The organism is Streptomyces sp. SA15 (genome assembly GCF_002291145.1).
In the GTDB taxonomy this organism is placed as follows: domain Bacteria; phylum Actinomycetota; class Actinomycetes; order Streptomycetales; family Streptomycetaceae; genus Streptomyces.
Window position 1 is genome coordinate 40658 of the sequence record NZ_NTGE01000164.1, and the last position, 25490, is coordinate 66147.

Consider the following 25490-nt stretch of genomic DNA (forward strand, 5'->3'; position numbering starts at 1 on the left):
CCTGCCGGGCGAGGCGCCCCGCGTGAGGCTTTACTCGGTGATGACCGCCGGATCGCTCACCCCCGGCCGCCCGTTCTCGACGTGTCCTGCGAAGCGCCGCAGGAACGCCGGGTCGGCGTCGGAGGTGACGGTCAGGTCGTACCAGCGCCTGCTCGCCGTGAGGTCGACGGTGTGCTTCACGGTGGCGCCGGCGCGCACGGTGAAGGTCCTGGCCCGGTCGCCGTATCCGTCGGCGACCTTCAACCGCACCGTGCGGGAGCCCTTGTTGGTGAGGGTCAGCGTGACGTCGTCGCCCGTGTGGCGGGCGGTGACCTCGGGTCCGGCGGTCTTGTTCGGGCCCTTGAAGACGCGCAGGAAGCCGTTCGGGCCGTGCACGGTCAGGTCGTACGAGCCGTTCGAGTACGCCGAGTTCCAGGTGTCGGCGATGGTCTTGCCGGCCTCGGTCGTGTACGTCCAGGGGCCGTCGGTGCGGTTGCCGGAGGTCACCAGGAACGCGGCACCGGCCTTGGCGCCGGAGGCGAAGGTGAGGGTCAGCTTCCCGGCCGCCGCGTCCACCGAACCGTCCACGTGCGGCGCGTACTTGAGCGGGCGGGCGAGCCGCAGGCCGCGCTCCTGCCGGGGCAGGGCACCCTGGGCGGGCGGGGTCGGCTTGTAGTCGGGGTGGCGCTCGCGGTCCGGGGGCTCGTAGCCGTCGGTGTCGGGCAGCGCGACCGGCCGGGTGTCCTTGCGGGAGAAGTCGAAGGCCGAGGTCAGGTCGCCGCAGATGGCGCGCCGCCAGGGCGAGATGTTCGGCTCGCGCACACCGAAGCGGCGCTCCATGAAGCGGACGATCGAGGTGTGGTCCATCGTCTCGGAGCAGACGAAACCGCCCTTGCTCCAGGGCGACACGACCAGCATCGGCACGCGCGGGCCGAGCCCGTAGAAACCGGCGACATGGGTCTTGCTGCCCTCGAAGAGGTCCAGGGAGACATCGGCCGTGGACTTGCCCTGCGCGTCGGACTTCGGCGGGAGCGGCGGCACCAGGTGGTCGAAGAAGCCGTCGTTCTCGTCGTACGTGACGAACAGGGCCGTCTTCGCCCACACCGCCGGGTTCGAGGTGAGCGCGTCCAGGACCTGGGCGATGTACCAGGCGCCGTAGTTGGAGGGCCAGTTGGAGTGCTCGGAGAAGGCCTCCGGGGCGGCGATCCAGGAGATCTGCGGCAGCTTGCCGGCCTTGACGTCCGCCTTCAGCCGGTCGAAGTAGCCGTCGCCGTTCTTGACGTCGGTGCCGGTGCGGGCCTTGTCGTAGAGCGGGTCACCGGGCTCCGCGTTCCGGTACTTGTTGAAGTAGAGCAGCGAGTTGTCGCCGTAGTTGCCGCGGTAGGCGTCCTGGATCCAGCCCCAGGAACCCTTCGCGTCCAGGCCGTCGCCGATGTCCTGGTAGATCTTCCAGGAGACGCCGGCCTTCTCCAGGCGCTCGGGGTAGGTCGTCCAGTCGTAGCCGAGCTCGTCGTTGCCGAGGACGGGGCCGCCGCCGGTGCCGTCGTTGCCCGTGTAACCGCTCCACATGTAGTAGCGGTTGGGGTCGGTGGAGCCGATGAAGGAGCAGTGGTACGCGTCGCAGATCGTGAACTTGTCGGCGAGCGCGTAGTGGAAGGGGATGTCCTCACGGGTGAGGTACGCCATGGTCGTGGTGCCCTTCGCGGGCACCCACTTGTCGTACTTGCCCTCGTTGTAGGCCTGCTGGCCGTCGGGCCAGCTGTGCGGCAGGCCCTCCAGGAACTGCATGCCGAGGTCGTCGGCGGTCGGGTGGAAGGGCAGCAGTTCCTTGGTGCCGTCCGACTGGTGCCAGACCGACTTGCCGCTGGCGAGCGTGACCGGATGCGGGTCGCCGAAGCCGCGCACGCCCCTCAGCTTGCCGAAGTAGTGGTCGAAGGAACGGTTCTCCTGCATCAGGACGACGATGTGCTCGACGTCCTCGATGGACCCCGTGCGGTGGTTGGCCGGGAGGGCGGCGGCGCGCTCGATGCTGGCGGACAGAGCCGAGAACGCCGTGGTGGCGCCCGCGATCTGGAGGAATCTGCGCCGGTTGACTTCGGGCATGAGTGAGGGACCTCTTCCCTTGAGGGCGGTGACCGGCCGGATCGTGACGGAATGCGCGCGGAAGGAGTGTTCCAGGAGCACCAAACGTCAGGGAAGGGTCCGGTGGCGCTCGTGTGAAAGTCGTCGGTACGTGAGGTGTGGCTGGGCCCGGGACGGGGATGGTCGCGATCATGACAGAGACGCACACGTCATCGTCCACCCCGACGAAACGGCCCGTACGACAGCTCCTCGCCGCCTCCGTGGGCAACGCCGTGGAGTGGTACGACTGGTACGCCTACACGTTCCTGGCCACCTACATCGCCGCCGAGGTCTTCCCCAAGAGCGCGGACAACTCGCTGGTGCCGCTGCTGTCGACGTTCGCGGTGTTCGCGGTGGGCTTCTTCATGCGGCCGGTCGGCGGGCTGCTGATGGGCGCGATCGCGGACCGGCACGGCCGGCGGTCCGCGCTGACGGTCACCATCCTGCTGATGGGCGGCAGTAGTCTGCTGGTCGGGCTGACACCGACCTACGCGTCGGTCGGCGTCCTCGCGCCGGTCATCCTCGTCGCGGCCCGGCTGCTGCAAGGTCTGTCGGTGGGCGGCGAGTTCGCTGCCTCCACGACCTTCCTGGTGGAGTCGGCGGGGCCGGGCCGCCGGGGGCTGTTCTCCAGCTTCCAGTACGTGTCGACGACCGCCGGGCAGTTGGTCGCGTCCGGCATCGCCACGCTGCTCGTGGACACGCTCAGCGACGGGCAGATGAACGGCTGGGGCTGGCGGATCCCCTTCGTCCTCGGGGCCGTACTCAGCCTGGTCGGGTTCTGGATCCGGCAGGGAGCGCAGGAGACACGGAGCGAGGAGCAGCAACAGGCGCCGCGCCCGGGCCTGTTGGAGGCCCTGCGCCGACACCCGCGCGAGTCCCTGTTGATCTGCGGCATCACTGCGGGCGGCACGATCGCGTACTACACCTGGACGTCGTACCTGCCGACGTATGCCGAACTCAACACGAACATCGACAAGTCGGACGCCCTGCTCGCGAGCACGCTGTCGCTGGCCTTCTTCGGCCTGCTCCAGCCGCTCGGCGGACTCCTCTCCGACCGCTTCGGCCGCCGTCCCCTGCTCCTCTTCTTCGGCCTGGGCTTCGCCCTGCTGACCGTGCCGCTGCTGCACGCCCTGAACGACTCGTTCCCGGTGCTGCTGCTGGTGAGTTGCGCGGGCATGATCCTGCTGACCGGCTTCACCTCGATCAGCGCTGCCGTGAACGCCGAGATCTTTCCGCCCCGGGTGCGCGCGGCGGGCATCGGCTTCCCCTACTCCCTGACGGTGGCGCTGTTCGGCGGGACGGCCCCGTACGTCGGCACGCTCTTCAAGGAGCTGGACCACTCGGGGCTCTTCCCCTGGTACGTGGCCGTGCTCTGCCTGCTGTCCTCGCTGGTGTATCTGCGGCTGCCGGAGACCGCTCACACGGAGCTACGGCGATGAGGGCACGGTCCACTCCTTCGCCACGGCCGTCCCCGCCCGGAGCGCGGCCACGGGGTCGGCCGCCTCGTCCAGTTCGATGAGCACGGTGCCGGCGCCGGGCGTGCGGGACATCGCGTCGGCCCAGCCTCGCCAGTCCACGATGCCCGTGCCGAGTTCGGTCATGTAGGGCTGCTGCTGGGCGAAGACCGTTTCGTCGATGGTGAGTTCCACGTCGATGGGCCTGACCGCGTCCTTCCAGTGCGCGAGGGCGATGCGCGGGGTGTGGCGGCGCGCGACGGCGACGGGGTCGCCTCCGCCGAGGGCGATATGGCAGGAGTCGGGGCACAGCCACACGTAGCGCGGGTCGGTGAGGGTCATGAACAGGTCGATGTCCCGCTCGTACCAGAGGGTGCTGTTGGACTCGGTGTGGAAGGCGAGCCTCACCCCGTGTCGGGCGACGGCCTCGCCGACCACGTGGGCGATGTCGGCCATGCGGGTCATGTACGCGGCGTCGACGAAGAAGGGCGGCCGGGTCCCGTACGTCGTCCGCATGGGCAGGCCGGCGACGAGGAGTTCCGCCCCGACGTCGGCGAGGAAGGCCGCGCGGCGTTCGGCGTCGGCGACGATCGCGGGCAGGTTCTCGCCGTGCCGCCAGTCGGGGGCGTCGCTGCCGGCGATGAAGGCGCTCACGACGCACAGGCCCCGGGCCGCGAGCTCGCGGCGGAACGCGGGTGCGCTGCCGAAGGCGCGCAGGGCGGAGTCGATGTCGCCGGGGGCGAAGGTCAGCTCGACGCCGGTGACACCGGCATCGACGAGGGCGTCCATGACCCGCGCCCAGAAGCGCTCCGGGTGCGCCAGGGCCCAGTCGCGCACGGCGTCCGCGGATTCGAGTCCCCAGAACTCCGGGTGGTAGAAGGTGATGATGTCGGTCGCGAATCGGGGCGTCATTCGGCACCTCCGCGGGCGTTGTAGACGACGATGCCGGCGGCCGCGTCGACAGCCTTGCGGTAGTCGCGGAACACCGCGAGGGCCTCGTCCCGGAGCACGTCTGACACGACCTCGATGCCCCGTGCCTCGAACTGCTCGGCCCAGTCCGCGCCGAGCGGGCCCTCGTCGAAGGTGGTGATCTCCTCCAGTTCCGGACCCTCGCCGGCGACCACGAGTCGGCGCACGCCGGACCACATGGTGGCGCCGTAACACTGGATGCACGGACGCCAGTTGACGACGAGTTCGTGCGCGGGCAGCCCGTCGCCGCCGAGGTCCCAGCCGCCGGTCGCCGTCTGGGCGAGGCCGAGCGCGACGACCTCGGCGTGGGCGCTGGAGACGCCGGAGGCGAGCACGACGTTCACGCCGACCGAGACGATCCTGCCGGTGTCCCGCTCGGCGACGAGGGCGGCGAACGGACCGCCGTTGCCCTCGCGCCAGTTGCGGTCGGCGAGACGGTGCACGAGGCGCATACGGTCGTCGCGGCCGGGGAGGACGGCCGGCACGTCGGCCAGTTCGTCGTCGATCCAGGCCGGCAGTGCCACGTGGTACTGCTTGGCGATGTCGATCACGGTGGGGCTTCCTGTCAGTGGGCGGCGAGCGTGGTTGCGTACGGCCACGGCACGGGCGGCCCGGATGGCGGTCACCGCGCCGGTCAGGGTGACGTTGGCTGCCATCGCGGTGGGGATCACGCCGTTTCCGGCGAGGTACAGGTTGTCGTAGCCCCACACCCTGCCGTCCGGGTCGCACACGCTGGTGCCGTCGTCGGCGGCGCCGGAGCGGACGGTGCCGGTCTGGTGCAGCGAGGAGCCGGGCGGGAGCAGCACGCTCTCGGTCGCGGGATTGAAAGGGCCGAACTCCTCGGCCATCGACCGGACTTCGGTGAGGGCCCGGTCGATCAGCGCCCGGTCGGTGTCGGAGTAGTCGAACTCGACGGTGATCCGGGGCATCCCGGCGAGGTCGGTCTCGGTGTCGGAGAACACGAGCCGGTTCTCGGGGCGGGACTCGACGGGGGCGTACAGCGACAGGCCCACGGAGTGGGCGAGGGGGCGGCCGCCTGCGTCGACGTACGTGCGGTTCATGATCTGGCCGTGGAACGGCTGGGCCGCCCCGTTCTGCGGCAGCCAGAGCGAGTCCGTGCTGAACTCGCCGGGGCGTGGCAGGGGCAGAACGTCGAGGTCGATGCCGAACCGGTCGAGGTCGAGCAGGACCCGGGCGGTGATGAACGCGTGCTCGTTGAGGTGGCGGCCCAGCGCGGGGGGTCGTATGCCCGAGGCGAACAGCAGTTGCGGGGTGCGCAGCGCGTCGGCGCACACCACCACGGTGTCGGCGAGGAGTTCGGACTCGGCGCCGTCGGCGACGCGGCGCAGCCGGGCGCCGGTGACGCGGTCGCCGCAGACGATGAGCGAGGTCGCGAGCGTGCCCGTCACCAGGGTGAACGCCGGGTCGCCGCCGGTCGCGAGGGCGGGGAAGATGGTCCCGGGAGCCGTACGGGGCATGGGGCCCGAGGCCGTCGGGGTGACGGCCATGGGCATCGGCTGCGGCCGCCGGTCGTGCGGTCCCGCGCCGTCAAAGCGTCGGCGCAGTACGTCGAGGACCAGGCTCCCGACCTCGGTCGGGCCGATCGCGGCGGGCGTGACGGCGAGCAGGCGGCGCGCGGTGTCGAGGTCCGCCGCCCAGCCGGCCGGGTCGCCGAAGTCGAACACCTCGTCGCCGGCGGGCCAGGGTGTAGCGGCGGTCCAGTGGACGCCCATGCCGCCCGCGTTCCACGCGAGCGCCGTCGCGGGCATCGCCTCGGCGTCCTCACCGAAGGCCAGGGCGTGGAACATGCCGGGCGTCAGACCGGTGAGGCTGCCGGCGACCTCGCGCACCACCTCGGCGCCGGTGTACATGCCCTGGATGCCGGTGGCGACCTGTTCGTTGTAGCGCGCCCACAGGTCCGGGTCGCCGAGGTCGTGCAGGTGCAGACCGGGAACCTCGCCGATCGCGCTGCCGCCGTCCACCATGGTGATGCGCAGCGCCGGATCGCCGGCGCGCAGCTGTCGGGCCACGACGGAACCCATGATGCCGCTGCCCACGATGAGGACGTCGGTGCGGAGGGTGTCGGTCAAGGGTGAGACTCCATGTGTGTGCCCCGGGGGGCGTAGTGAGGGTGCGGTCATGCGCGCGGGACGAGCGGGCCGAACAGTTCCGTGTCCATGCGGTCGAGGGCCAGTTTCACGGCGCCGACGAGGGCCGCGTCGCGGCCCAGGACGGTGGCGCGCAGCTCTATCGCGGGGGCGCGGGCGTCGAGCATCGCCTCCCGCACGCGGGGCAGCAGCACGTCGGCCGCGTCCTCCAGGCCGCCGCCGAGCACGATGAGCGAGGGGGCGACCGTCCACGACAGGATGGTGAGGATCGAGGCGATGTTCTCCACGAACTCGCCGACCTCGGCGAGCGCGGAGGGCTCACCCGCCCGAGCGGCCTCGCAGCGGGCGAGGGCGACGGCCCGCTCTGCCGGTTCCGGTGAGCTCAACCAGGCCACCGGGTGGTTCTCGACCGAGGCCGTCGGTATCGACCGTGCCTCGACGATCTCGCCCGCCGCGCCGTCGAGACCGCGGTGCACGGCGCCCCGTATGAGGATCCCGAGACCGGTCCGGTTGCCGAGGATCGCCCATACGACGTTGTCGTGGTCGCCGGCCACGCCCCGCCAACGTTCCGCGAGCGCACCGAGGTTGGTGTCGTTGTCCGCGAACCAGGGCATCGGGATACGCCGGTTGAGTTCCTCGGGCAGGTGCACGCCTTCCCAGTGCGTGGTGTGCACCAGGCGCCGTACGACTCCCTCGTCGTCGATCGCGCCGCCGCCCGCGACCGCCCCGGCGCGCAGCCGGTCCACGGACCCGCCCGCGTCCTCAAGCGCCTGAAGGACCAGTGCCGCCGCGTCGTCGAGCGTGACCTGCGGGTCCTGATAGGCGCGCAGCGGCCCCTGTGCCCGGCCGAGGATGCGTCCGCGTACGTCGGCCACCACCGCGGACGCGCCCGAGGTGGTGATGCACGCGGCCGCCAACAGGGCGTGTTCGGCGCGCAGTTCATAGCGCCGTGCGGGCCGCCCGGCCGAGCCGCTGACCGGGACCCGGTCCAGCTCCGCGACCCAGCCGGCCTCGACGAGCGAGTCCAGGATGAGTTCGATCGTGCGGCGGGACAGACCGGCCTGATCGGCGAGCGCGGTCAGCGTCGTCGGCCCGGCCGACACCGCCAGTGCGCGCAGGACGACCGAGGTGTTGACGCGTCGGACGGCGCTCTGGTTCATCCCCGGCGTCAGCATGCCCCCGCCGCCTCGGACACCGGTCCTACGACGGGATCGAAGACACCCGTGGTGTCGGCCACGAGCGGCGCGCCGGTGCGGCCGTACTCGCGCGCCGGATCGCCGGGCGCCCCGGTCGCCCGCGCCCAGGCCGGTTCCTCGCCGTGGAGGAACGCGACCAGGTCGGCGTGCATAGAAGTGGCCAGTTCCTGGGGCGGGTTGGGACCGAGGGCTGCGGCGACCCCTCTCGCGTCGAGTACGTCGAAGAAGTACGGGAGGTCGACGCAGTGCGCGGCGCCGCCCAGCGCGGGCGAGGGCCACTCGAAGGAGTACAGCCAGGTGCCGGCGCGGGCGCCTCGACGGGCGGCCGCGGCCCGCGGGCAGGCGGCGCGGAACAGGGTGTCGGTGAGGCGGGTGCCTGCCGCGCGGGCTCCGTGAAGGAGACCTGAGCCGCTGTCGAACTCGTCCCCCGTCGCGCCGAGCAGCAGAGGGACGTCGTGCCCGTGCACGGCGAGACCCTCCGCGACCGGCACCGGAAGGACGTCGTCGCCGACGAACGGACCCAGCACCAGCGCGTCGCCGCCTCTTTCGTCCCGCAGGTCGAGGACCGCCCGCTGCACGTCCTCCACGGCAATGCCGCCGAATCCGGCTCGCGTCGCCGCAACGCCGAGCCTGTCCCCCAGTTGATCGAGGAATTCGCGTACCGCACATGGTTCGAAGAAACCACCGGACAAGCTGACCGCCCGCTGGAAGCGGCCACGGCCGGCCGACGACGAGAGCAGCGCGAGCACCGCCGCTCCCCCGGCCGACTGCCCGGCTACGGTGACCCGGTCCGGCTCCCCGCCGAAGGCGGCGATGTTCTCCCGCACCCAGTCGAGGGCGAGCAGCAGGTCCCGCAGCCCGAGGTTGGTGGGGACGTCGTCCAGTACGGCGAATCCGTCGACGCCGAGCCGGTAGCCGACGGTGACGCAGACGACGCCGTCGCGGGCGAAGGCGCGGCCGTCGTACCAGGGGCTGGCCGGGCTGCCTGCCAGGAACCCGCCGCCATGGATCCACACCATGACCGGAAAGGGGCCGCGGTCGTCGTCCGCGGCCGGGGCGACGACGCCGAGGTTCAGCACGTCCTCTCCCGGCACCGACGGCTCGGGCACGGTGGTCGTGGCGAACAGCGGCAGGCGCTGGGAGGTGGGGCCGTGCCGGGACGCGTCGTACGGCTCGGTGAAGCGGCCGCGTCGGACGGGTGCGGCGAACCGCCGTGCGCCGGTGGGCGGTTGGGCGTAGGGGATGCCGAGGAAGCGGCGTGTCCGGCCGTCGCGCCGGCCGACGATCGTGCCCCCGGGGGTGTGCACGGTGACCGGCTCGCCTGGGGCGTCGCGGGAGTCCATCACGCTCACCGCATTCCCGTTCCGGAGATGCCCTGCACGAAGTAGCGCTGCAGGAAAAGGAAGAGCAGCAGCACCGGCAGCATCACGACGATCGCACCGGCCAGCATCAGGCCGTAGTCCCTGACGTTGGCGGCCGCCTGGCTGGTGGCGGCCAGGCCCACCGGCAGCGTGTAGGTGGACATGCTCTGGGCGACGATGAGCGGCCAGATGAAGTTGTTCCACGAGGCGAGGAACGACATGATCGTGATCGTCGCGACGGCGGGGCCGGCCAGCGGGAGGAAGATCCGGAAGAAGATCCGGAACTCGCCCGCGCCGTCGATCCGGGCCGCTTCGAGGAGTTCGTCGGGGATCGACATCGCGTACTGCCGCATGATGAAGACGGACAGCGGCATCGCCACGCCGGGCAGGGCGATCCCGGTGAGGGTGTCCGCCAGGCCGAGATCGACGGTGATCACGAACTGCGTGACGAACACCGCGGTGAACGGCACCATCATCGCCGCCATGACCGCGCCGAACGCGAGCCTCTTGCCGGCGAAGTCGAGTTTCGCGAGCGCGTACCCGGCGGCCGACGCCGCGACGATGTTGCCGGCCACGACGATGACCGCGACCACGACGCTGTTGACGACGAACTGGTCGAAACCCTCGGTTCGGAACAGCCGCAGGAAGTTGTCGAAGGTGACGTCGTGCGGGAGCCAGGCGCCGGGGTCGGAGCGGATCTCGTCGAGGCTTCGCAGCGAGCCGCTGATCACCCAGAAGAACGGCAGCATCGTGAGCAGCGCGCACAGCACCAGCGCGCCGTACAACAGTGGTTGGGCCACGGACCGGCGGCGCGGGGCGACCCGGTCGGTGACGGTTTCGGCGTTCCGCAACGCGGCGACGGCGGTCATACGCGGGACCTCAGCAGTCGGAACTGGACAAGACTCACCAGGGCCACCAGGACGAGCATCACGAAGGACGCGGCCGAGGACATCCCGAACTCGCCGGCCCCGAACTGGTGGTAGGTGTACAGCGCCACGGACTCGGTGGAGCCGAGCGGGCCGCCGTCCGTGAGCAGGTAGGGCTCGTCGAAGACCTGGAGGTAGAAGACGGTCAGCAGCACCGACACCATCAGGGTGGTCGGCAGCAGCAGCGGCAGGGTGATGTGCCTCAGCTGCCGCCACCGTCCCGCCCCGTCGAGGGACGCGGCCTCGTACACGTCGTCCGGGATCGCCTGCAGGCCGGCGAGGAAGAGCACCATCGCGATGCCGAAGTTGCGCCAGACGCCGAGGAGGATGACCACGGGCATGGCGAGGTTGGGGTCGTCCAGCCAGTTCGGTCCGGCGAGGCCGACGGCGCCGAGCGCCTTGTTGACGGTGCCGTCGGCGTAGAAGGCGTACTGCCAGATCAGGGCGACCGCCACCACGTTGGTGACGACCGGCGCGAAGAACAGCGTGCGGAACGTGCCGCGCAGGCGGCGGATGCCGGAGTTCAGCGCGACGGCCAGTGCGAAGCCGATCACCATGGTCAGCGGCACGCCGACCGCCACGAACAGGGCGGTGTTCAGGATGTCGCGCAGGAAGCTCTGGTCCTTCAGCAGCCGGACGAAGTTGTCCAAGCCCGTGAAGTCGACCGCGAGTGGATGCCTGAGGTCCGTGCCCCGCAGGTCGGTGAGGCTGAAGCCGAGCGCGGCGACGGTGGGGATCGCCGTGTAGAGAAGGAACACCAGGGCGAACGGCGTGAGGAACAGCCAGGCGACGGCCGTACGACGGGTGCGCCGCCGGGTGCCCACGACAGGGGTGATGGTCATGGGCGGCTCACTTCGCACCCGTGCCGAGGCTCTCGGCGTACGACTGGATGTTCGCGGCGGCCTTCTCCGCGGTCGCCGTGCCCTTGGCCACGGCCTCCATCTCCTTGCCGATCCGGGTCGCGACCTGCTGCCAGGTGCTGACCTGCGGGAACGCCCGGGTGTTCTTCAGCTGGGTGAGGAAGGCGGCGAGGAGCGGCTGGTCCTTGATGGCGGGGTCGTCCCAGGCGGAGATCGCAGCGGGCAGCGAGCTGTACGCCTTGTACTGCGCCACCTGGGTGCTGGGCTGCGATATGTACCGGACCAGCTTCCACGACGCGTCCGCGTTGCCGCTGCCCGCGAGCACGCCCCAGCTGCCGCCGGCGGAGAAGGAGACACTGCCCGACGATCCGGCCGGCAGGGGTGCGGTGGCGACGTGGGACGCGGTCCAGCCGTCCTTCTTCGCGGCGGTGTCGAGCTGGCCGACGACCCACGGGCCGGTGATCATCGTGGCGGTCTTCCCGCTGACGAAGTACGGCTGTGCGTCGAGGAAGGTGGGTGTGGCGGTGTCGGCGGAGCCCGAGGTGAAGAACGACGCGTTGTACTTCAGCGCGTCGACCATCGCCGGGGTGTCGAGTGTCCACTTCCCGTCGGCCGTGAGCAGCGAGCCGCCGGCCTGCCAGGCGTACATCGCGACGTCCTGGCCGTTGAAGATGTCCCACCCGTTGTCGGCTCCCAGGCCGCGCCGCGCACCGGCGCCCTGGAGGGCCTTGAAGAAGGGCACCATCTCGTCCCACGTGGTCGGCGCCTCGACGCCGGCCTTCTTGGCCAGGTCGGAGCGGTAGACGAGCGCGTACGTGTAGGCGTACCAGGGCACCGTGTAGGCCACGTCGTCGACCACGCCCGCGTCCCAGAGACTGTCGAAGAAACTGTTCGGGTCGACGAGTCCGTCCGGGACGGGCCGGAGGATCGACGCGTCGAGGAACTGCGCCTGCGACTCGGGGAAGAACTGGGCGACATCGGGCCCCTTGCCCGCCGCGATCGCCGACTGCAGCTTGGTGTAGTAATCGGCGTTTGGGATCAGCGTGAACTTCACGGTGGCGTCGGGGTTGGCGGTCCTGAAGGGCTTGATGACCTGCTCGAGCACGTCGGCGTCGCCCTGGGCGGCCCAGACGTCGACGGTGCCGGTGGCCGGCGAGTCGCCGACGGGCTCGGCGGAGGCCTTCGCGGCGGCGGTGTCGTCCTCGCGCCCACAGCCCGTCAGGCCGAGGGTGCCGAGGACGGCCAGCCCGGCGGTCAGTTTCAGGGCACCGCGTCGGGAGAGATTGGGCATCTTGGGCTCCTGTCTCATGGAGGCGCTGAGAACAGTGGGGGATCTCAATAGGGATTTGAGTGGGGGATCTGCGCGTGGTGGATCTGCGCGTGGTGGATCTGCGTGGGGGATCCGAGTTGGGGGATCCGAGTTGGGGGATTTCTGGGGGAAGTAGCTTTTTCGGTCCGAGGGACCCGATGGCGAAGCTATGAGGGACGCATTTCGGCCACGTGGCGGAGCCATCACGAATAATTTCGGAACTTGTAGCGAAAACGTTTTATGGGGATTCGGGACGTCGGCGGCACCGGTCAAGTGACGGATTCGTCCTGGTCAGGGTGGCGGAGACAAGAGGCGACGACCAGAAAGGGCCACAGGGACTGAAGGGACGTCACCACGCGTTCAGCGACACCAATGGCACCGTGACCCTGCATTTCGATCAAGAACCATGCCGCACCGACGCACATCAGAGCGGTCGCCATGATGGAGGGCGCGGGCCGCAGCCCCCACGGTGGGGCTCCGCCGCGATCGGCGGCCAGAACCGGCCATACGGCCAGGAGAGTGAACCCGACCGCGGCAACGGAACCGTGATGCAGGGAGCCACCGCTGCTCGGTGCCGGAAACAGTGCCACCACGAACGCCGACACGCCACCGCCACCCAGCGCCACACGTCCGGCGAGTGCGGCAGCGCGCAGCCCCCAAGCGGTGAGCAGGTGACAGGCGCCCAGGGCGACCAGCGCTCCGGTCATCACCCAGGACCCGGCAGCGCCGTCAGCCGCCAGCACGCTGATCGTCTGAGCAGCGGGGTCGTAGGCGGGCCCCTCGAGCAACCCCGCGATCACCCAGCCTCCGGCCAACAAGACAGGCGCACACCCCGACGAGAGCAAGGCCCACCTGGGCACAAATCGCATCAGAGCACCGTAAACATCCAGACCCATCAGAGTTCTTCTGATATCCCCACAGGGCGGGCATTCTTCACGCGGCTGGCCGCACCGGGTCGGGGTGGGCAGCCGACCAGAGCGCCGCTACGGCCCGTGCCCTCACCGGCCGCACCGGGTTTCAGCCACGGCCTCGGCGCCAGGAGCGGGCTGCCGTTCCCCTGACGGGTACGGGGATGGTGAGCACCGCGCCGGAGGCCGCTGTCGGGTTCTTCACCCCGTGCCTGGCCGTGGTGACGAAGAGGCGGTTGTCGTTGGGGTGCAGGCACACCGAGGTGGGGTGCGGGGCGGGCACGGTCAGGGTGTGGAGCAGGCGGCCGTCGGGGTGGTACCGGCGGACCGCTCCGGCGCCCCACATCGCGACCCACAGGCAGCCCTCGTCGTCGACGGTCATTCCGTCGGGGCTGCCTTCACCGTCGCGCAGTTGGGCGAAGGTCTCCGGGCCGCCGGAGAGGTCACCCGAGACGAGGTCGACCCGGCAGCGGAGGATGGTGCCGGCGGCCGTGTCGGCGAGGTACATGGTCGTGCCGTCGGCGGTGAACGCCGGCCCGTTGACGATGGTCAGCCCGTCGAGGACGCGTACGACCGTGCCGTCGGCGTCCGTACGGTAGAGCGAGCCCGCGCCGGGGGCGCCGTCGTAGGCCATGCTGCCGGCAGAAGCGGCCGACGGGGTCGGCGACGCCGTCGTTCATCCGGCTGGGCAGCGGGGTGCGGTCCTCGGGGCGATCCAGCCATTCCAGTGCGCCGTCGGCAGCGAGCACAGCGATCCCGGTGCCTGCGGCGGCGATCCAGGAGCCCGGCGGGGTTCGGTCAGCAGCAGTCCCGTGGGCCGGCCGGTGTCGTCGGTGACCGCCTGGCCGGTGTCGATGCCCTCGGCGCGGAGTGTGCGCAGCACCAGCGCGCCGAGCTCGTCCGCACCGACCCGGCCGGCCCAGCGCACCCGGTGCCCGAGCCGGGCGAGACCGATCGCGACGTTGGACCCGGCTCCCGCCACGGACAGGCCGAGACCGCCTCCGAGCCGCAGCGCGCCGTGGGCGCGCCCCCATACCGTCCCCCGTCCCCATGGACCCGCCGGCCGGGGTGGCCGATCCCGCCTTCGCTTGCGCGGACGACGAGTCGCAGCCGGCACCCGGCGAGTGGAGCGCGGGACTGGCCTCGCGCGGCGGAGCAGAGACCGGCGCCGAAGCTGCGAGCTGCGACCAGGCGACGTTCGTGCTCGCCACCAAGGACACGGCGTTCATGGAACGCACGGTGACGTTCAAGGCTCGCCTTCAGACCGTCAGGCGTTGAGCGTGTCGATCAGGGCCTTGGTCACGTCCTCGGTCGTGGCCGTGCCGCCGACGTCGCGGGTGAGGATGCCCGCGGCGGTCGTGGCCTCGATGGCCTTGTGCAGTCGGGCCGCCTGGTCGGGCAGTCCGAAGTGGTCCAGCATCAGCGCGGCGCTGCCGACCGCGCCGATGGGGTTGGCCAGGCCCTGGCCGGCGATGTCCGGGGCGGAGCCGTGGACCGGCTCGAACATGCTGGGGAAGCGGCGCTCGGGGTTGAGGTTGGCGCTGGCGGCCAGGCCCAGGCTGCCCGCCAGGGCGCTGCCGAGGTCGGAGAGGATGTCGGCGTTCAGGTTGGAGGCCACAACCACCGACAAGTCCTCGGGGCGCAGGACGAACTTCGCGGACATGGCGTCCACGAGCACGCTCTCCGTCTCGACGTCCGGGTAGTCGGCGGCGACGCGCTGGAAGACGTCGTCCCACAGGACCATGCCGTACTGCTGGGCGTTGCTCTTGGTGACGGAGGAGACCTTCTTGTGCGCCCTCGTGCGGGCCAGGTCGAAGGCGAAGCGCATGATGCGTTCGCAGCCCACCTCGGTGAACAGGGCCGACTGGACGGCGACTTCGCCGCCGGGTCCGCGGCCGGAGAGGTTGCGGCCGCCGAGGCCCGCGTACTCGCCCTCGCTGTTCTCGCGGACGACGACCCAGTCCAGCTCGGTGTCGTCGGCCTTGCGCAGGGGGCTCTGCACGCCGGGCAGGAAGTGCACGGGGCGGACGTTGGCCCACTGGTCGAAGTTCTGGCAGATCTTCAGGCGCAGGCCCCACTGGCTGACGTGGTCGGGAACGGTCGGCCAGCCGGCCACCGACATCGCCCCCGTACTGACTCCGCTCGCCGCGACCGGCCTGGTCGTGGTGATGGTGCTGGCCGCGATCACCCACGCCCGCCGCAAGGAACCCGGCGCCATCGCCTTCAACGCCGTCCTGCTGATCCTGGCCGCCCTGGTGGCCTGGGGCCGCTTCGGCCCCTACAGCTTCTGACCCCACCCTCTTGACCGCCACCGCGAGGAAGCACCCCTGATGCGTGTCACCGTCTTCGGCGCGAGCGGCGCCATCGGCCGACTTGTCGTCCAGCAGCTCCTGGACGGCGGCCACCAGGTCACCGCCCTGGTCCGCGCTCCCGCCAAGCTCGCCCTCATCCACTCCCATCTCACGGTCGTCACCGGGCAGTTGTCCGACCGCGACTCCATCGAGCAGGCCCTCAGCGGCGCGGACGCGGTGATCAGCGCGCTCGGCCCCTCCCTGAAACGGTCCACGACCGGCACCCAGGTGACCGACGGCACCCGCACCATCGTGCAGGCCATGGAGGCCCAGAAGGTGGCCCGCTTCATCGGCCTGGCCACGCCCTCACTGGCCGATCCGCAGGACAAGCCGCACTGGAAACACAAGGTGCTGCCCGTCATGGCCGGGCTGATGTTCCCCAACGCGCTGGCCGAGTTGAAGGGCATGACCGAGGCCGTCACCGACTCGGGTCTCGACTACACCATCGCCCGCATCACCAACCCGACGGACAAGCCCGCCAGCGGCCGTATCCGATCCGGCTTCCTCGGCCACGACAAGGTCGCATCCGCCATGAGCCGCGCCGACATCGCCGCGTTCCTCGTCTCCCCCGTCCCGAGCAGCCGCTGAAGATCTGGCTGGGCACCGGGGGCAGCCCGGATTCGGTGTCCCGCGCCGTCGAGTTGGGGCTGCCGATGTTCCTCGGCATCCTCGGCGGCACCCCCGAGCACTGGGCGCGCTACGGACACGCCTACCGCGCCGCCTGGGACGAGGCCGGCCACCCCGCCGAGCAGGCCGACATCGCGGTCGCCGTGCACGGGTTCGTCGCCGAGTCCGACGCCCAGGCCCGGTCGACCTACCTGGAGCACGAGCACCGCATGATGGCCGAGGGCCTGGCCGAACTGGGCCGCCCCGCCCCCTCCCCCGCCGACCGCGCCGCGCAGTACGGCCCCGACGGCATGGTCTTCGTCGGCAGTCCCGACGAGATCACCGACCGCATCCTCCACCTGCACGGACTGTTCGGCCACACCCGCCAGATCCTCCAGATGGACGTCGGCGGCATGCCCCAGCGCGACTTCCTGCACGCCATCGAACTCCTCGGCACCAAGGTGCTCCCCCAGATCCGCGCCGAACTGGCGTGGCCATGAGCTGGAGCCGTCCCCGCCACGGAGGCCGCCTGCCGCCTTGCGATCTCTGCCATACGGCCGCCTCGGCGTGCCCCCGACCAGTGGGTGAGTGTCTGCGGGCCCAGGGGTGGGCCGCCGGCCGACCGCCAACCGATCCGCCGGACTCCTCGCAGCCGAAGTCGCCCCCGCCATCCGCAGGCACCCTGCCCTGCCTCCCGAAGTGACCGCGGCGTGAAGACCGTCCCCACCCGCTTCCGCACCCGTGCCCCTCCGATCCTTCCGCACACCCCGGGCGACTGATGCCCGCCCTCAGCGATCCCCCCACCTTGAAGGAGTAGACCGGAATGACCACGACCACCGATCCGTCCCGGCGCTGATCAACCCCCGCGCGGTACGTCTCGTCGAGGCGTTCAAGGACGCCCTGGCCCGCCTCCGCGACGAAGAAGGACTGACCTTCGACGACCTCAACGCCGTCACCGACCTGCTGCAGCAGATGCAGACGGCCACCGGCGCCCCGCTGGCGCTGGTCGCCATGCCCCTGTACAGCGAGCTCTTCCAGGGCGGCCAGGACGGCTACACCCCCTCCGACGACGTCACCAGCCCCACCTTCATCCCCGGCTCCCCGCGCATCGACAACCCCGGCACCCTTCCGATGCGGCCGGACGAGCCCGGCGTCCCGCTGGTCGTGTCCGGCCGCGTTCTGGACGGCCACGGTCAGCCGCTCGCCGACGCCAAGCTGGACATCTACCACGCGGCCAACAACGGCGACTACGCCGGGCTGTACGACGACGGAGTGCCCAGGTACAACCTGCGCGGGCACCTGTTCACCGACGCCGACGGCCGCTACACCTACACCACCATCACCCCCGTCGCCTACGCCGACGCCCACGTCATGGCCATCGACAAGGCCGTCGAGGCCACCGCGGCCCTCGGCCGCAGCCTCTACCGCCCGGCCCACATCCACTACGAGGTCCACCACCCCGACCTGATCCGCCCCTGGTTCGGCGAGATCTACTTCACGGGAGACCCCGTCATCCCCGTCGACTTCGTCGGCGCGAAGATCGCCCACCCCGCCCTGCAGGCGGACACCACCCTGCATGAGGACCCCGAGGACATCGCCGCACACGGCTTCCAGGGCCCCTACCGGACCATGGAGTTCGACTTCGTCCTCAAGACCCGCACCAGCCCGGACACCATCACCTCGAAGGAGGAGACGGCATGACCGCCGAGGAGGCCACGGCCTGGTCGCTGGCCCGGCTCAACATGGTCTTCTTCCACCACTACGACCGTCGCGAGTACGACGAGCTGCTCGCACTCTTCGCCCCGGACGCCCTGTACGAGGTCCATGGACGCAAGCTGCGCGGCCACGCGGAGATCCGGGACTTGCTCAACGCCCGTCCCGGACCCGAGACGACGATCCGCCACCTCGTCACCAGCCAGATCTTCCACACCGTCGGGGACGGGAGCGCCCAGGGCACCGTCTCCCTGCTCGCCTACGGCGGACCCACGCCCGTAGGCGACGGCCCCGCCCTCTATCCGGCCGCGAACGCCGGACAGATCGTCGAACTGAACGACCACTACCGGCTCGACAACGCGCACTGGAAGATCACCCACCGCACAGCGCACACGATCCTCGCCCCGGCCCCCGCCTGATCACCCCCACGGTGTCGTGGTGTCTCGTCGGTGGGAACCGCCATGGCCGTTCCCGCCGACGAGCATCCGCCCGTCGACGAAGAGCCGCGACCGCACGCCGACGTCATCGCCTCCACACGCGACGCCGCGACTGACACCTCGCGCCGCCTGCTCAGGTGAGTTCGGCGATGACGCCACACCGTTGTGCCGGATATCGTCAACGACACCGGCGCTGAGCTGCACCGAGTCATCGAACTCCGCCTCACGTCACACCTCTTACCCCAGACAAGGCCTGCCCATCGGGCAGAATCACGCGGACCTCAAGAGGTGGTGGTTCAGCGGAGGACATGCGGACCCACCAGCTCTCGGACCGGTGACCGCCGTCCGAATCCGTCGCGACGAGGCGTCCCTACCCCCACGCCACGAGCAGGCGCTCGCTCCCATCAGCGTCGTCGGTCAGTCGGATGACGACCTTCTCGTCGCTGCCGTAGAGCCCAACCCAGTCCCGCCAGGTTCGACGGGCTGTCACACCGTCGGCCAACTGAACAGCGCTCAGTGGAACGACCTTCCTGTTTTTCCTGGGCCCGGCGTGCAGTGGAAACGGTCCACCCGTTCCAGTTAGGTAGAGTGGGTGCATGACCGCACCTTCCGACCAGACTCCGGACCAGCAGCCCGGCACGGGACTGCGCGCCGACGCCGAGCGCAACCGCGACCGCATCCTGGCCGCCGCCCGCCGCCTCTACGCCACCGAAGGGCTCGGCGTCTCCATGGCATCCGTCGCCCGCGAGGCCGGCGTCGGCAAAGCCACCCTCTCCCGGCGCTTCGCCACCCGGGAGGAGCTGATCAACGCGGTCTTCGCCGACCGCATGGACGCCTACGCCGCCGCCGTCACCGAGGCACTGGCCGACCCCGACCCCTGGCACGGCTTCACCGGCTACATCCACGCCGTCTGCGCCATGCAGGCCGCCGACCGCGGCTTCGCCGACGTCCTGACCATGACCTTCCCCACAGCCAAGGCCCTGGAAGCCCGCCGCACCGAGTCGTACAACGGCTTCCTCGAACTCATCGCCCACGCCAAGAACACCGGACACCTCCGCGAGGACTTCGTCCCCGAGGACCTCGTCATCCTGCAAATGGCCAACGCCGGCGTCATCGCCGCCACCGGCGATGACGCCCCCGACACCTGGCGCCGCCTCGTGGGCCACATACTCCGCTCCTACGCCTCCCCCGGCGCACCGATCCCCGAACTGCCCGAAGCCCCGAAACCCACTGCCCTCTACCGCGCCATGGTCCGCCTCACACGAACGGGCTCGGGCGCCGCCTAGGTCGGCGGCCTTGGCCCGCGGTACGCGTTCGCGCGGCGGCGGACGTCTACCGACAGCGAGGGACCGCCCTGCTCCGCCCGTGCGCAGGCGATGGCGATTTGGGTGCGGAGACGACCATGGCCTGACGAGAGGTGCCGATGACGGCAAGGAGGGTGCTGGCTCACCGGCTCGGTCCTCGCCGAACAGCCGACATGCGGATCTCCTGCCTTGCGGTGCTACGGAACGCGTCAGTCGGCCATTGCCTCGCGGACGAGGGCGGTGTCGACGAACTGTTCGAAGCGGACGATGAATCCGCCGCGTACGACGAAATGGTGGGCGACGCGGACGGCGAGCGGCTTGCCGGTGGCCTTGTTGACGGCGGTGTAGCGGGCGAGGACGACGACGTTCTCGCCGTCGACGACGTAGGTGTCGTCGTGGGCGGCCCAGCCGTCCCAGTCCTGGCCGAGCTTCTCCATCACGTTGGCGGTGACCCCGTCGGGGGTGCGGTAGGTGCCGGCGAGGGGGAAGCCGGCCATCTCGGTCCACTCCACGTCGGGGGCGAGGGTGGCCCGCAGGGCTGTCAGGTCACCGGCCGCGGAGGCCAGGTACTGGCGGCGTACGACGTCGGCGGGAGCGGTGGAGGTGGCGAACTCGCTCATGGTCAGCCCCACTTCATTTCGCCCTTGGCGACCTTGGCGCCGATCTGGGCGGCGATCAGCATGCCGTTGTCGGGGTAGCGCTTGACCAGCGCCTCGGTCAGCGCGGCGCCGTCGGCCGCCTTGCCGAACTCCTCCTCGAAGGCGAGCAGGTAGTCGCGGGTGGCGGTGATGGCGGAGGCGTCGGCGGCGGTGTCGGGCAGGCGGTGGCCGGGGACGACCAGCTGCGGGTCGAGGGCGGCCATCTCGTCCAGGAGGTCGATCCAGGCGGAGCGGTCGCCGGGGGTGGGGGTGTCGGCGACCCAGACGTGCTCCTGCTGGAAGAGCAGCACGCCGCCGAGGAGGGCGCGGTGCTCGGCCTGCCACAGGTAGTGGCGGTCGGGCAGCGCGGCCGGGCCGCCCTTGAGCTCGAAGCGGTGGCCTTCGAGGGTGAGATCCCCGGTCAGCGGGGTGAGGTCGACCAGGCGGGTGGGCAGGTTAGGGCCGAGCGCGGCCCACGCCTTGAGCTTGCCCTCGTAGGAGTGCTGGATGTGCTCGATGACGATCGGGGTGGCGACGAACTCCGCCTCGGGGAAGGCGTCGGCGATCACCTCGGCGCCGAAGTAGAAGTCCGGGTCGGCGTGGCTGACGAACACGGTGGTCAGCTTCTTGCCGGAGTCGAGGATCTCGGCGGCGAGGCGGTGGCCGTCGGCGCGGGTGAAGGCGGCGTCGACCAGCAGGGCCTCGTGCTCGCCGGTGACGAGGGTGGCGGTCTTGTTCTTGCTGCCGGCCGGGAAGTCGAGGTCGAGGACCTTGAAGGAAAGCGTGCTCATTGATGACTCCTTCGTGCAAGGGATGGGGATGGGTGGGGAGGGGGGAAGCTCAGTGAGCGGCGAGGCGTTCGTCGACCTCTTCGGCGGTGGCGTGACCGTATGCCAGCGGGGTGACGGAGTCGCCGTCGACGGCCAGCAGAGTGGGGAACCCGGTGACCCCGAGTTCGGCCGCGCGACGGAATTCGGCGCGGGCCACGGTCTGCGCCTCGGGTGCTTCGAAGGCGGCGACGACGGCATCCGCGTCGAGCCCGGCCGCCTGGGCGATCCACCGGTAGGTGGCCGCGTCGGACAGGCTCCGTCCGTCGACGTAGAAGGCGTGCTGCAGGACCGCGGCCAATTCCGCTGCGCGGTCGGGGGCGACCTGGCGCAGGGCCGCGACGCCACGGGCGGCGGCCTCGGAGTCCATCACGAACGAGCCGTCGGCGATCAACTCCTCGTACGCCTGGCCGAACGTGGCACCGGTCAGTTCGGCGATCTTGGCGTTCGCGCCCCGGACGTGGCCGAACTCGCGGATCGGCACCCGGCGCGGTCCGGTGAACAGACCGCCGGAGACCACCTCGACCGGCAGCTCGGGGTGGCGGTCTGTGACCTCGCGCAGGGTGCCGGAGAACCCGTGCGACCAGCCGCAGTAGGCGTCGAAGACGTAGACGAGCTTCATCGAAGACCTCGGCAGAGAGGGACGCCCGCCGGTTGCGAGCGATTCACCTGACCAAACAGTAACTGACTCCTCAGATATTTCTCGACCTGTGTGAACTGGGACACGCGAGCGCGGCCCATGCCATTAGACCTGCGCCGCTAGACCTGCGCTGCCGCCGGTCCGCAGGCTAGGGCAGCCGGGGCAGCACGTCCCGCGCCGTGTGGCTGAGGATCCGGAGATCCTCCGCGAACCGCTCGCGGTCCGCCGCGGGGAGCGGCTCCACGAAGTACCGCTTGATGTTCTCCAGGTGCACCCGGGCAGCGCGTACGGCCGTCTCCTCGCCCAGCGGGGTCAGCCGCACGAGCTTGCCGCGCCGGTCGTCGGGGGATTCCGCACGCGTCACCAGACCCGCCGTCTCCATCCGGTCCACCAATCGGGTGGCACCGCCGGTGGTCAGGACCTGCTCCTGGGCGATGGCCCGCATGGAGAGCCCCGGCTCGCCCGCCCGCCCGAGGATCAGCAGCACCTCGAACATCAGATGGCTGATCCCGCACTCCACCTCGAGCGCCCGGCCGAGAATGTACTCCAGCCGGTTGGCCGCCCCTTGCAGCCGCCCGAACGCCAGAACGAGCTCGTGGTCGGCGGCCTCCTTCGCCGTCCTGATCTCCGCTTCCTCGCCCACAGCCGCGACCACCCCTCTCGTCGTCCCGGCACCACCGTACCGATCATGTCCGCTCGACCCGGGTGAACGGCAGCGGCCCCATAGCTTCTCGCCGGGCAGCGCGGTGTGCTGGGCCTGCGCCGCCTCCACGGCCGTCTTCGCGATCGAGCCATGGCCGTCGGCCCGCACCTCGCCCCTTCAGAGGCGTACGCCGTCGGCGCCGGCGCCGACGCCTTAGTCGACGTCCTGCCGCCGGCGGGCGACCTCGGCGGCGCGGCCATCGGTGCCGCCGAGGTCGCCGTCGGCGGCCCGGCCGTCTCGCGGTGGAGATGGCCGGCCGTGTCCGCCCGGACGTCGTGGTGATGGACATCCGGATGCCCCACACGGACGGCGTGAGCGCCACCCGCCAGATCATGAGCCGCCCGGACCCACCGGCCGTCCTGGCACTGACGACCTTCGACCTCGACGAGTACCTGTTCGGGGTACTGCGTGCGGGCGCCGCCGGCACCCTCCTTCTGGTTGACCCGGAGCAGGGTGAGCAGGCTCCGACGGACTCCCGTCTGGGCGTTCGCGTGGTGCAGTGAGGAAGTGACCGCCGGAATCCCAGCGGCGTAGTCCTTCGGTGGGCCCACCCTCAGTCGGGCGTCGCCGGGGTCCTCAGAAGGAGCCTTGCGGGTCATCGATGGCGCTCCGCGGTCGTGTGGGAGTGGATGGCAGCCGCCCCACCCCAAGGGGGCAGGAGTTGCTTATTGCGCTGTGAATTTCTCCACGCACAACACGACCCAGGAAGCCCGCTGGCGGATTTCTGTCAAGACACACCCTTGACCGGACCTCCTCCCCCTTGGACTATGTTGCGTATCGCTCGACTTGTTGCTCATTACGCACCGCTGGAGGATGCTGTGCCCCCTCGCCCCCGCCCCGGCCGCGAGTTCGTCCTCACCCTCTCCTGTCCCGACCAGGCCGGACTGGTCCACGCCGTCACCGGCTTCCTCGTCGGGCACTCCGGGAACATCCTGGAGAGCCAGCAGTTCGACGACCGCCTGCAGGACCGCTTCTTCATGCGTGTGCACTTCGACGTCTCCGACCCGGAGACGTCACTGGAACGCCTGCGCGCAGGTTTCGCCCCGCTGGCCGAGACCTACCGGATCGACTGGCGACTGTTCGAAGCGGCCGCCCCCACCCGCACGCTGATCATGGTCTCCAAGTACGGCCACTGCCTGAACGACCTGCTGTTCCGCAAGAGTACCGGCGCCCTCAACATCGAGATACCGGCGATCGTCTCCAACCACCGGGACTTCGAGCCGCTCGCACAGAGCCACGGCATCCCCTTCCACCACATCCCCGTCACACCGCAGACCAAGGCGGAGGCGGAGACCCGACTGCTGGAGCTGGTGGAGCGTTTCGAGATCGACCTCGTGGTCCTCGCCCGCTACATGCAGATCCTGTCGGACGACCTGTGCAAGCAGTTCGAGGGCCGGGCCATCAACATCCACCACTCCTTCCTCCCCAGCTTCAAGGGAGCCCGGCCCTACCTCCAGGCCCACCAACGAGGGGTCAAGCTGGTCGGGGCCACCGCCCACTACGTCACCCCCGACCTGGACGAGGGGCCCATCATCGAGCAGGACGTCGTCCGCGTGGACCATTCCCACGACCCCGACCAGCTGGTCACCACGGGCCGGGACGTCGAGGCACGTGTGCTGTCACGGGCCGTGCAATGGCACAGCGAAAGCCGCATCCTGCTCAACGGCCACCACACCGTGGTCTTCCGCTGAGGCCACTCCCGCGTCTCCCCGCTGCCGCAGCCGCCACCCGACAGCTCCACCGAGGCGTACGGCCCGCCCTGCGCCGCAACATGAGGAAGCCGCAGATGACCGTCCTGAACACGTCCCTGCACGAGCTCGACCCGGCCGTCGCCGCCGCGCTCGACGCCGAGCTGGAACGCCAGCAGTCCACCCTGGAGATGATCGCCTCCGAGAACTTCGCCCCGGTCGCGGTGATGGAGGCCCAGGGCTCGGTCCTGACCAACAAGTACGCCGAGGGCTACCCGGGGCGGCGCTACTACGGCGGCTGCGAGCACGTCGACGTGGTCGAGCAGATCGCCATGGACCGCCTCAAGGAGCTGTTCGGCGCCGAGTACGCCAACGTCCAGCCCCACTCCGGCGCCTCCGCCAATCAAGCCGCCCTGTTCGCGCTGGCCCAGCCGGGCGACACCATCCTCGGCCTGGACCTGGCGCACGGCGGCCACCTGACCCACGGGATGCGGCTGAACTTCTCCGGCATGCAGTTCAACGTGGTCGCCTACCACGTGGACACCGCCACCGGCCTGGTCGACATGGCCGAACTGGAGAAGCTGGCCAAGGAGCACCGCCCCAAGGTGATCATCGCCGGATGGTCGGCGTACCCGCGGCAGCTGGACTTCGCTCAGTTCCGGCGGATCGCCGACGAAGTCGGGGCGTACTTGTGGGTCGACATGGCGCACTTCGCGGGCCTGGTCGCCGCCGGGCTGCACCCGAACCCGGTGCCCCACGCGGACGTCGTGACCTCCACCACCCACAAGACGCTGGGCGGTCCGCGCGGCGGCATCATCCTCGCCCGGAGCAAGGACTTCGCGAAGAAGCTGAACTCCTCCGTCTTCCCGGGCTTCCAGGGCGGCCCGCTGGAGCACGTGATCGCGGCCAAGGCGGTCTCCTTCAAGGTCGCGGCGAGCGAGGAGTTCAAGGAGCGCCAGCGGCGTACGGTCGAGGGTGCGCGCATCCTCGCCGAGCGGCTCACCGCCGCCGACGCCCGCAAGGCCGGCGTGAACGTCCTGTCCGGCGGCACGGACGTCCACCTCATCCTGGTCGACCTGCGCGAGTCGGAACTGGACGGCCGGCAGGCCGAGGACCGCCTCCACGAGGTCGGCATCACGGTCAACCGCAACGCCGTCCCGAACGACCCGCGCCCGCCGATGGTGACCTCCGGCCTGCGCATCGGCACACCCGCCCTGGCCACCCGCGGCTTCACGGCCCAGGACTTCGCCGAGGTCGCGGACATCATCGCCGAGACACTGAAACCGTCCTACGACGCCGAGGCACTCAAGACCCGGGTCAAGGCACTGGCCGACAAGCACCCGCTCTACCCCGGCCTGACCAAGTAACAGCGCCCCGCACGGAGGAGTGACC

26 protein-coding genes and 3 pseudogenes are annotated in these 25490 nt (G+C 70.5%); 12 read left to right on the plus strand and 17 right to left on the minus strand.

Annotated elements, in window-relative coordinates:
• Nucleotides 1–30 precede the first annotated feature (30 nt).
• The gene (locus CLM62_RS36340; protein ID WP_095754251.1) at nt 31–2082 is read right to left on the minus strand and encodes a phosphocholine-specific phospholipase C; all 2052 of its coding nucleotides are present in this window, start codon (nt 2080–2082) and stop codon (nt 31–33) included.
• A 158-nt stretch (nt 2083–2240) separates the two neighbouring features.
• Here CLM62_RS36340 and CLM62_RS36345 point away from each other — a divergent pair, with 158 nt between their 5' ends.
• Complete coding sequence (locus CLM62_RS36345) at nt 2241–3539, plus strand: MFS transporter (protein WP_095754156.1); 1299 nt, start codon at nt 2241–2243, stop codon at nt 3537–3539.
• Here CLM62_RS36345 and CLM62_RS36350 read toward each other — a convergent pair.
• The 11 genes and pseudogenes from CLM62_RS36350 to CLM62_RS36400 all read right to left on the minus strand — a co-directional run.
• Nucleotides 3528–4466, minus strand: coding sequence for a sugar phosphate isomerase/epimerase (locus CLM62_RS36350; RefSeq protein WP_095754157.1), 939 nt, complete (start codon nt 4464–4466; stop codon nt 3528–3530). The genes CLM62_RS36345 and CLM62_RS36350 overlap by 12 nt on opposite strands.
• On the minus strand, nt 4463–5074 hold the full coding sequence (locus CLM62_RS52810) for a CMP deaminase (RefSeq protein ID WP_095754252.1): 612 nt from the start codon (nt 5072–5074) through the stop codon (nt 4463–4465). The genes CLM62_RS36350 and CLM62_RS52810 overlap by 4 nt, the downstream gene beginning before the upstream one ends.
• 129 nt (nt 5075–5203) lie before the next feature.
• Nucleotides 5204–6664, minus strand: a pseudogene (locus tag CLM62_RS36360) (GMC oxidoreductase); the annotation flags it as partial.
• A complete protein-coding gene (locus CLM62_RS36365) occupies nt 6661–7806 on the minus strand; it encodes an ROK family transcriptional regulator (protein ID WP_095754158.1) in 1146 nt (381 codons plus the stop codon). The gene CLM62_RS36365 and the pseudogene CLM62_RS36360, both read right to left, overlap by 4 nt.
• A complete protein-coding gene (locus CLM62_RS36370; RefSeq protein ID WP_095754253.1) occupies nt 7800–9170 on the minus strand; it encodes a carboxylesterase family protein in 1371 nt (456 codons plus the stop codon). Before CLM62_RS36370 ends, CLM62_RS36365 begins: the two co-directional genes overlap by 7 nt.
• Nucleotides 9171–9175: 5 nt before the next feature.
• Nucleotides 9176–10057: a carbohydrate ABC transporter permease gene (locus CLM62_RS36375; protein ID WP_095754159.1), complete on the minus strand. Its 882-nt coding sequence runs from the start codon at nt 10055–10057 to the stop codon at nt 9176–9178.
• On the minus strand, nt 10054–10956 hold the full coding sequence (locus CLM62_RS36380) for a carbohydrate ABC transporter permease (RefSeq protein ID WP_095754160.1): 903 nt from the start codon (nt 10954–10956) through the stop codon (nt 10054–10056). The genes CLM62_RS36375 and CLM62_RS36380 overlap by 4 nt, the downstream gene beginning before the upstream one ends.
• 7 nt (nt 10957–10963) lie before the next feature.
• Nucleotides 10964–12265: an extracellular solute-binding protein gene (locus CLM62_RS36385; RefSeq protein WP_095754161.1), complete on the minus strand. Its 1302-nt coding sequence runs from the start codon at nt 12263–12265 to the stop codon at nt 10964–10966.
• A gap of 287 nt (nt 12266–12552) precedes the next feature.
• The gene (locus tag CLM62_RS36390; protein ID WP_095754254.1) at nt 12553–13152 is read right to left on the minus strand and encodes a DUF998 domain-containing protein; all 600 of its coding nucleotides are present in this window, start codon (nt 13150–13152) and stop codon (nt 12553–12555) included.
• A 148-nt stretch (nt 13153–13300) separates the two neighbouring features.
• Nucleotides 13301–13825 (minus strand): SMP-30/gluconolactonase/LRE family protein, encoded by a 525-nt coding sequence (locus CLM62_RS36395; RefSeq protein WP_257004291.1) that lies wholly within the window; start codon nt 13823–13825, stop codon nt 13301–13303.
• Between the two features lie 153 nt (nt 13826–13978).
• Nucleotides 13979–14203: pseudogene (locus CLM62_RS36400) on the minus strand (PfkB family carbohydrate kinase); the annotation flags it as partial.
• 38 nt (nt 14204–14241) lie between these two features.
• On the opposite strand from CLM62_RS36400, the gene CLM62_RS36405 reads away from it, so the two are divergent.
• Nucleotides 14242–14469 carry a hypothetical protein gene (locus CLM62_RS36405; RefSeq protein ID WP_143659209.1) on the plus strand — a complete coding sequence of 76 codons (228 nt, stop codon included), beginning with the start codon at nt 14242–14244 and terminating at the stop codon, nt 14467–14469.
• Here the strand turns inward: CLM62_RS36405 and CLM62_RS36410 are convergent.
• Nucleotides 14459–15313, minus strand: a complete 855-nt coding sequence (locus tag CLM62_RS36410) for an isocitrate/isopropylmalate family dehydrogenase (RefSeq protein WP_373559222.1) — start codon at nt 15311–15313, stop codon at nt 14459–14461. The genes CLM62_RS36405 and CLM62_RS36410 overlap by 11 nt on opposite strands.
• On the opposite strand from CLM62_RS36410, the gene CLM62_RS36415 reads away from it, so the two are divergent.
• The 6 genes from CLM62_RS36415 to CLM62_RS36445 all read left to right on the plus strand — a co-directional run bounded on the left by CLM62_RS36415 (nt 15222) and on the right by CLM62_RS36445 (nt 19584).
• The gene (locus CLM62_RS36415; RefSeq protein WP_306457962.1) at nt 15222–15482 is read left to right on the plus strand and encodes a DoxX family protein; all 261 of its coding nucleotides are present in this window, start codon (nt 15222–15224) and stop codon (nt 15480–15482) included. The two genes, CLM62_RS36410 and CLM62_RS36415, sit on opposite strands and share 92 nt — an antisense overlap.
• A 39-nt stretch (nt 15483–15521) precedes the next feature.
• Complete coding sequence (locus CLM62_RS36420; RefSeq protein ID WP_095754163.1) at nt 15522–16130, plus strand: NAD(P)-dependent oxidoreductase; 609 nt, start codon at nt 15522–15524, stop codon at nt 16128–16130.
• Nucleotides 16127–16648 carry an LLM class flavin-dependent oxidoreductase gene (locus CLM62_RS36425; protein ID WP_373559223.1) on the plus strand — a complete coding sequence of 174 codons (522 nt, stop codon included), beginning with the start codon at nt 16127–16129 and terminating at the stop codon, nt 16646–16648. Before CLM62_RS36420 ends, CLM62_RS36425 begins: the two co-directional genes overlap by 4 nt.
• A gap of 241 nt (nt 16649–16889) precedes the next feature.
• Nucleotides 16890–17849 (plus strand): hypothetical protein, encoded by a 960-nt coding sequence (locus CLM62_RS36430; protein ID WP_095754164.1) that lies wholly within the window; start codon nt 16890–16892, stop codon nt 17847–17849.
• Nucleotides 17846–18280 carry a nuclear transport factor 2 family protein gene (locus CLM62_RS36435; protein ID WP_095754165.1) on the plus strand — a complete coding sequence of 145 codons (435 nt, stop codon included), beginning with the start codon at nt 17846–17848 and terminating at the stop codon, nt 18278–18280. Before CLM62_RS36430 ends, CLM62_RS36435 begins: the two co-directional genes overlap by 4 nt.
• 614 nt (nt 18281–18894) lie before the next feature.
• On the plus strand, nt 18895–19584 hold the full coding sequence (locus CLM62_RS36445; protein WP_095754166.1) for a TetR/AcrR family transcriptional regulator: 690 nt from the start codon (nt 18895–18897) through the stop codon (nt 19582–19584).
• 227 nt (nt 19585–19811) lie between these two features.
• On the opposite strand, the gene CLM62_RS36450 is transcribed toward CLM62_RS36445, so the two are convergent.
• From CLM62_RS36450 to CLM62_RS36465, 4 genes are all read right to left on the minus strand, one after another.
• Nucleotides 19812–20222, minus strand: coding sequence for a nuclear transport factor 2 family protein (locus CLM62_RS36450; protein WP_179382383.1), 411 nt, complete (start codon nt 20220–20222; stop codon nt 19812–19814).
• Between the two features lie 2 nt (nt 20223–20224).
• Nucleotides 20225–21031 (minus strand): MBL fold metallo-hydrolase, encoded by an 807-nt coding sequence (locus CLM62_RS36455; RefSeq protein ID WP_095754168.1) that lies wholly within the window; start codon nt 21029–21031, stop codon nt 20225–20227.
• Between the two features lie 49 nt (nt 21032–21080).
• The gene (locus CLM62_RS36460; protein ID WP_095754169.1) at nt 21081–21689 is read right to left on the minus strand and encodes a DsbA family protein; all 609 of its coding nucleotides are present in this window, start codon (nt 21687–21689) and stop codon (nt 21081–21083) included.
• Nucleotides 21690–21855: 166 nt separating this feature from the next.
• Complete coding sequence (locus tag CLM62_RS36465) at nt 21856–22350, minus strand: MarR family winged helix-turn-helix transcriptional regulator (RefSeq protein WP_095754256.1); 495 nt, start codon at nt 22348–22350, stop codon at nt 21856–21858.
• 150 nt (nt 22351–22500) lie between these two features.
• On the opposite strand from CLM62_RS36465, the gene CLM62_RS50420 reads away from it, so the two are divergent.
• The 4 genes and pseudogenes from CLM62_RS50420 to glyA all read left to right on the plus strand — a co-directional run bounded on the left by CLM62_RS50420 (nt 22501) and on the right by glyA (nt 25465).
• Nucleotides 22501–22692: a hypothetical protein gene (locus CLM62_RS50420; RefSeq protein WP_095754170.1), complete on the plus strand. Its 192-nt coding sequence runs from the start codon at nt 22501–22503 to the stop codon at nt 22690–22692.
• Nucleotides 22641–22844, plus strand: a pseudogene (locus CLM62_RS36475) (response regulator transcription factor); the annotation flags it as partial. The gene CLM62_RS50420 and the pseudogene CLM62_RS36475, both read left to right, overlap by 52 nt.
• Before the next feature lie 384 nt (nt 22845–23228).
• Nucleotides 23229–24101: a formyltetrahydrofolate deformylase gene (purU, locus tag CLM62_RS36480; protein WP_095754172.1), complete on the plus strand. Its 873-nt coding sequence runs from the start codon at nt 23229–23231 to the stop codon at nt 24099–24101.
• Between the two features lie 95 nt (nt 24102–24196).
• Nucleotides 24197–25465 carry a serine hydroxymethyltransferase gene (glyA, locus tag CLM62_RS36485; RefSeq protein ID WP_095754173.1) on the plus strand — a complete coding sequence of 423 codons (1269 nt, stop codon included), beginning with the start codon at nt 24197–24199 and terminating at the stop codon, nt 25463–25465.
• Nucleotides 25466–25490: the final 25 nt, after the last annotated feature.

Bases quoted from the DNA above. Each gene is read 5' to 3' on its own strand.
- CLM62_RS36460 (WP_095754169.1), bottom strand. From the start codon at position 21,689: ATGAAGCTCGTCTACGTCTTCGACGCCTACTGCGGCTGGTCGCACGGG.
- CLM62_RS36345 (WP_095754156.1), top strand. From the start codon at position 2,241: ATGGTCGCGATCATGACAGAGACGCACACGTCATCGTCCACCCCGACG.
- CLM62_RS36445 (WP_095754166.1), top strand. From the start codon at position 18,895: ATGACCGCACCTTCCGACCAGACTCCGGACCAGCAGCCCGGCACGGGA.
- CLM62_RS36380 (WP_095754160.1), bottom strand. From the start codon at position 10,956: ATGACCATCACCCCTGTCGTGGGCACCCGGCGGCGCACCCGTCGTACG.
- CLM62_RS36420 (WP_095754163.1), top strand. From the start codon at position 15,522: ATGCGTGTCACCGTCTTCGGCGCGAGCGGCGCCATCGGCCGACTTGTC.
- CLM62_RS36375 (WP_095754159.1), bottom strand. From the start codon at position 10,057: ATGACCGCCGTCGCCGCGTTGCGGAACGCCGAAACCGTCACCGACCGG.
- CLM62_RS36340 (WP_095754251.1), bottom strand. From the start codon at position 2,082: ATGCCCGAAGTCAACCGGCGCAGATTCCTCCAGATCGCGGGCGCCACC.
- CLM62_RS36405 (WP_143659209.1), top strand. From the start codon at position 14,242: ATGGACCCGCCGGCCGGGGTGGCCGATCCCGCCTTCGCTTGCGCGGAC.
- CLM62_RS36455 (WP_095754168.1), bottom strand. From the start codon at position 21,031: ATGAGCACGCTTTCCTTCAAGGTCCTCGACCTCGACTTCCCGGCCGGC.
- CLM62_RS36390 (WP_095754254.1), bottom strand. From the start codon at position 13,152: ATGCGATTTGTGCCCAGGTGGGCCTTGCTCTCGTCGGGGTGTGCGCCT.
- CLM62_RS36365 (WP_095754158.1), bottom strand. From the start codon at position 7,806: ATGCTGACGCCGGGGATGAACCAGAGCGCCGTCCGACGCGTCAACACC.
- CLM62_RS36410 (WP_373559222.1), bottom strand. From the start codon at position 15,313: ATGTCGGTGGCCGGCTGGCCGACCGTTCCCGACCACGTCAGCCAGTGG.
- CLM62_RS36435 (WP_095754165.1), top strand. From the start codon at position 17,846: ATGACCGCCGAGGAGGCCACGGCCTGGTCGCTGGCCCGGCTCAACATG.
- CLM62_RS50420 (WP_095754170.1), top strand. From the start codon at position 22,501: ATGGCCGTCGGCCCGCACCTCGCCCCTTCAGAGGCGTACGCCGTCGGC.
- CLM62_RS36385 (WP_095754161.1), bottom strand. From the start codon at position 12,265: ATGCCCAATCTCTCCCGACGCGGTGCCCTGAAACTGACCGCCGGGCTG.
- glyA (WP_095754173.1), top strand. From the start codon at position 24,197: ATGACCGTCCTGAACACGTCCCTGCACGAGCTCGACCCGGCCGTCGCC.
- CLM62_RS36395 (WP_257004291.1), bottom strand. From the start codon at position 13,825: ATGGCCTACGACGGCGCCCCCGGCGCGGGCTCGCTCTACCGTACGGAC.
- CLM62_RS36450 (WP_179382383.1), bottom strand. From the start codon at position 20,222: ATGAGCGAGTTCGCCACCTCCACCGCTCCCGCCGACGTCGTACGCCGC.
- CLM62_RS36350 (WP_095754157.1), bottom strand. From the start codon at position 4,466: ATGACGCCCCGATTCGCGACCGACATCATCACCTTCTACCACCCGGAG.
- CLM62_RS36370 (WP_095754253.1), bottom strand. From the start codon at position 9,170: ATGGACTCCCGCGACGCCCCAGGCGAGCCGGTCACCGTGCACACCCCC.